Below are 4,074 nucleotides of genomic sequence, written 5' to 3'. Positions count from 1 at the left end.
AGTTCAGCCAAGGTCGTTTGGCGATTTACTACCGAAGATGCACGAGTCAAACTTAAACACCTATATCCTGTATTTGAACTTGATGAAGACCTAGAATCTAATGCACCAAATTAGCTGTGCCACGCCACTACAAATCCTACAAATCCTACTACTAAAACAACCATGTCTCAAACCATATTAAAACCCAAAAATACAATTCCACCCCTTGAAAGTGGAGATCAACTTACTCAGGTTGAATTTGAACAGCGTTATGCACGGATGCCTGATGTCAAAAAAGCGGAATTAATCGAAGGAATTGTTTATATGGCATCGCCTTTAAGAATGACCCAACATGCTAATCCCCATGCTCGTATTATGACTTGGTTGGGTACATATTGGTCAGCTACACCAGGGGTAGAAGTGGGCGATAATGCGACTGTACGTCTAGATGCAGACAATGAACCTCAACCGGATGCTTTACTAAGACTAACGGTAGATGGACAATCAAGGATTAGTGAAGACGGCTATGTAGAAGGTGCGCCAGAATTAATCGTAGAAATAGCAGCGAGTACTGCCTCTATTGATTTAAATGATAAATTAAAAGCTTACCGACGTAATCAAGTTCAAGAATATTTAGTTTGGCGGGTTTATGACGGAGAACTTGATTGGTTTAGGTTAAGGGAAGGAAAATATATTAAACTTGAACCGAATGATAAAGGCATTATCTGTAGTGACTATTTCCCTGGCTTATGGTTAGCCCAAGACGCTTTACTTACCGGAGACTTAGGCCAAGTATTAGCAATTTTACAGGAGGGATTCAACTCACCGGAACATGAAAAGTTAGTCAATAAATAGGTAAGCTATCAGCTATCAGCCGTCAGCTCTCAGCCGTCAGCTCTCAGCTATCAGCTATCAGCTCTCAGTTTTGAGCTTTGAGCTTTTAAATAAAACAAGTAAGCATTCGTTTAATCTGAGTTACGTCAGCTGACGGCTGACGGCTGACGGCTGACGGCTGACGGCTGACGGCTGACGGCTGACGGCTGACGGCTGATAGCTTACAGTACTATTATAGCGGTTTGCGCTTATATTAGTTACAATAGCAGCAATAAGAAAACAATTTTGTTATTTGTTCTTTAGTCAAAGAATCACAACAATCAACTAGACCTTTTTCTAACTCATCTCTGGTCATAGTTACTAATGAACGTAAATATTATTTCAAAATAAACCAGAATTTCTCAATGGGATTAAAATCAGGAGAATAGGGAGGTAAAACTAAAACTTTAGCTCCAACTTCTGATAATATTTCTATAACTTTTTGACTTTTATGGCTAGATAAATTATCCATAATTACCACGGCACCAGGCCATAAGGATGGGGCTAAAATATCTTTTATATAAGTCATAAAAATTTGAGTATTAATCGAGCCATTTAAGGTCATAGTTCCTAATATACCTTGGGAGCAAATAGCACTAACTATTGTGAGATTTTCTCCTCTATAATAAGGGCGATAATCGACAACTCTGGTTCCTTTTTGAGAACGACCATAAATGCGCTTTTTCCCTAAATTAAACCCCGTTTCATCCAAAAATACTAGGTTTATGACTAAAAAACTAGTAACTGTTTGCCAATATAAAAGTCTTAAATTAGCTACTCTTTCCGTTTTAGCTTGACTGGCATATAAACTTTTTTTTTCGTGTTATGTTGAGTTTTTTCAGGAATCTACTCAAGGTGGTTATGTGTACAGTAATTTGTTTATCTTTTTCAAGTATTTCCACCATTTCCGAGAGAGTTAATGATGGATGATCTGACAACATAGATTTGATAAATTCCGTGAATGGTTCTAATTTAGATGCTCGGTTATTCCCTTGTTTGCCCGGTGATATATTTCCAGTTTCTTTGAATTTTTTAATAATTCTAAATACAAAATTGCGACTCACTTTAACCCTTTTAGCTAAACGGGTCATTGAGCCTTGGCCTATGGCCACGCTACGCGAACACAGTCTAGATAAGCTGTGATAATTTTCGTTCTTATATCAACAGAATAGGCTTTCATAATTGGAGTTTTATAATATTTATTATATTATACTCTATTTAAGCGCAAACCGCTATAAGGCAAGAGGCAATAGGCAAATGGAAGAAAACAGCTCTTTTTTAGGGACAGGATGGAGTTTCCCCCCGACATTTAACCAGGATACTGGAACGGTGGAGATGGTGTCTGATCAGGAGGATATTGTCGAAAGTTTGGAAATAATCCTGTCAACCCGTCCAGGGGAACGGATTATGCAGCCTGACTTTGGTTGCGAATTGAGTCAGTTTATTTTTGAGGAAATTACTCAAGGGTTAATTACGGGAATTCGAGGCACGATTTCTGATGCTCTTTTGAACCATGAGCATCGTATAGATGTGGAGGAGATAAATATAGAGGACAGTGAAATAGAGGGATTGTTGTTAATAGTTATTACCTATGCGGTGCGAGTAACTAATTCTAGGTTTAACCTGGTTTATCCTTTTTATCTTAATGAAGCTCAAACGGTTTGAGTTCTTGTATAGCGGTTTTCAATTGGGTGAGGTACAGAAAACAGGGAACAGGGAACAGGGAACAGGGAATAGGGAATAGGGAACAGAGGCAACAGCTTGTAGGGTGGGCAAATGGACCCGATTCGAGATCAAATTGTCAGAGGGTCAGCATTTGCCCACCCTACGCCTCAGCCGCTCAGGGAAGGTGGGCAAATGGACCCGATTCGAGATCAAATTGTCAGAGGTACAGCATTTGCCCACCCTACGCCTGAGAGCTGATAGCTGATAGCTGACCGCTGAATGCTTACACTAAAACCAACCTTCTATCTCTTCGTTTGTCAACATTTTCTTTAACTTTTGATATTCCCGTTTTGTCGCTTCATAGATATGTTCCATGTTCACGGCTTCATCGGCGGCGGCGGCAAAAAAAGCGGCATTTAGGGCAATATTGCGAATATTTCCACCAGCAACATTGAGTTGACCCAGTTTCTGGTAATTTAAGTCTTCTGTTGGGGTCATAGGAGGAAAAATGCGCTGCCAAATTTGGGTACGGATTTCGGGTCCGGGAAACGGAAATTCAACCACAAAGCGAATGCGGCGCGAAAAGGCACTATCGAGTGCGCTTTGGAAATTGGTGGTCAAAATAGCTAACCCTTGATAGGCTTCCATGCGTTGCAGCAAATAGCTGACTTCGATGTTAGCGTGGCGGTCGTGACTGTCTTGAACTTGGGTACGCTTACCAAACAGGGCATCGGCTTCGTCAAACAGAAGAATAGCACTACCGGTTTCAGCAGCATCAAAGATCCGCCGCAGATTCTTTTCCGTCTCACCAATATATTTACTGACAACTCTACTTAGGTCGATGCGATAAAGATCCAGGCGAAATTCCTGGGCTAATACCTCTGCTGCCATGGTTTTACCAGTACCGCTAGCCCCGTAAAATAGGGCGCTGATGCCCAAACCCCGGACGCCTTTTTGGGCGAAACCCCATTGCTGATAGACTTTATACTTGTGTCTGAGATGAGTGGCAATATCCCCAAGAAGCTGCCGTTGTGGGGTAGGTAAAACCAGATCGTCCCAGGTAGCAGTAGCATTGATAGGTTGCGCTAAGTGATCTAATTGATTACGGGCATTATGGCGGCAGAAATCCCATAATTGAGTAGAGTCTTGAATTTTGAATTTTGAATTTTGAATTTTGAATTGATCACAGGCAGCTTGAATAGTAGCATGATTGAGGTTAAACTGTACCGCGATGCGCTCAAGTTGACCGTTAAGTTCTGCTGCTGCTGACCCTATATGGCTTTCCCACAGGCAATATTGTTCCTCGTGGCTCAATGGGGGGATGTCAAGGTTAACAAGAGTCCGCTGACAGCTGAGGGGGTGACGAAATGAGCTAAAACGCAGATTCTATAAGCGACCTAGCCCTTAAACCGCGTTGATAATACTTTCGTTTATTAGGATTTAATTTCATTAATTCGGTTACTAATTTTAGACAAACATCCTTAAAATTCATCCAGGTTTGACCATACAAACCAACGTAAAAACTGCTATGCCTCCGCTCCCTACGTCCAGATTCTT

Annotated in this window: 6 protein-coding genes and 1 pseudogene; 3 read left to right on the top strand and 4 right to left on the bottom strand. The window is 41.1% G+C overall.

The genetic code is table 11. The features are described from left to right. Nucleotides 1-162 precede the first annotated feature (162 nt). Entirely contained in the window at nt 163-834 is a 672-nt protein-coding gene (locus tag F6K46_RS38635) for a Uma2 family endonuclease (protein WP_075904698.1), read from the top strand. A 355-nt stretch (nt 835-1,189) separates the two neighbouring features. On the opposite strand, the gene F6K46_RS38630 is transcribed toward F6K46_RS38635, so the two are convergent. Both F6K46_RS38630 and F6K46_RS38625 read right to left on the bottom strand, forming a co-directional pair. Next, on the bottom strand, nt 1,190-1,579 hold the full coding sequence (locus tag F6K46_RS38630; RefSeq protein WP_293068680.1) for an IS630 family transposase: 390 nt from the start codon (nt 1,577-1,579) through the stop codon (nt 1,190-1,192). Nucleotides 1,580-1,640: 61 nt separating this feature from the next. Continuing rightward, nucleotides 1,641-1,964, bottom strand: coding sequence for a hypothetical protein (locus F6K46_RS38625; RefSeq protein WP_293068676.1), 324 nt, complete (start codon nt 1,962-1,964; stop codon nt 1,641-1,643). A gap of 145 nt (nt 1,965-2,109) precedes the next feature. Between F6K46_RS38625 and F6K46_RS38620 the strand changes: the two genes are divergently transcribed. After that, nucleotides 2,110-2,517, top strand: a complete 408-nt coding sequence (locus F6K46_RS38620; protein WP_293068674.1) for a GPW/gp25 family protein — start codon at nt 2,110-2,112, stop codon at nt 2,515-2,517. A 111-nt stretch (nt 2,518-2,628) separates the two neighbouring features. After that, complete coding sequence (locus tag F6K46_RS38615; RefSeq protein WP_293068671.1) at nt 2,629-2,775, top strand: hypothetical protein; 147 nt, start codon at nt 2,629-2,631, stop codon at nt 2,773-2,775. Between the two features lie 30 nt (nt 2,776-2,805). Here F6K46_RS38615 and F6K46_RS38610 read toward each other — a convergent pair whose 3' ends face one another. Both F6K46_RS38610 and F6K46_RS38605 read right to left on the bottom strand, forming a co-directional pair. Then, nucleotides 2,806-3,831 carry an ATP-binding protein gene (locus tag F6K46_RS38610; protein ID WP_366664736.1) on the bottom strand — a complete coding sequence of 342 codons (1,026 nt, stop codon included), beginning with the start codon at nt 3,829-3,831 and terminating at the stop codon, nt 2,806-2,808. Between the two features lie 58 nt (nt 3,832-3,889). Beyond that, nucleotides 3,890-4,074, bottom strand: a pseudogene (locus tag F6K46_RS38605) (IS4 family transposase); the annotation flags it as partial.

The organism is Moorena sp. SIO3E8 (assembly GCF_010692445.1).
GTDB lineage: Bacteria > Cyanobacteriota > Cyanobacteriia > Cyanobacteriales > Coleofasciculaceae > Moorena > Moorena bouillonii.
The sequence above is the reverse complement of the archived record's forward strand: the minus strand, read 5'-3'. Positions and strand labels throughout refer to the sequence as shown.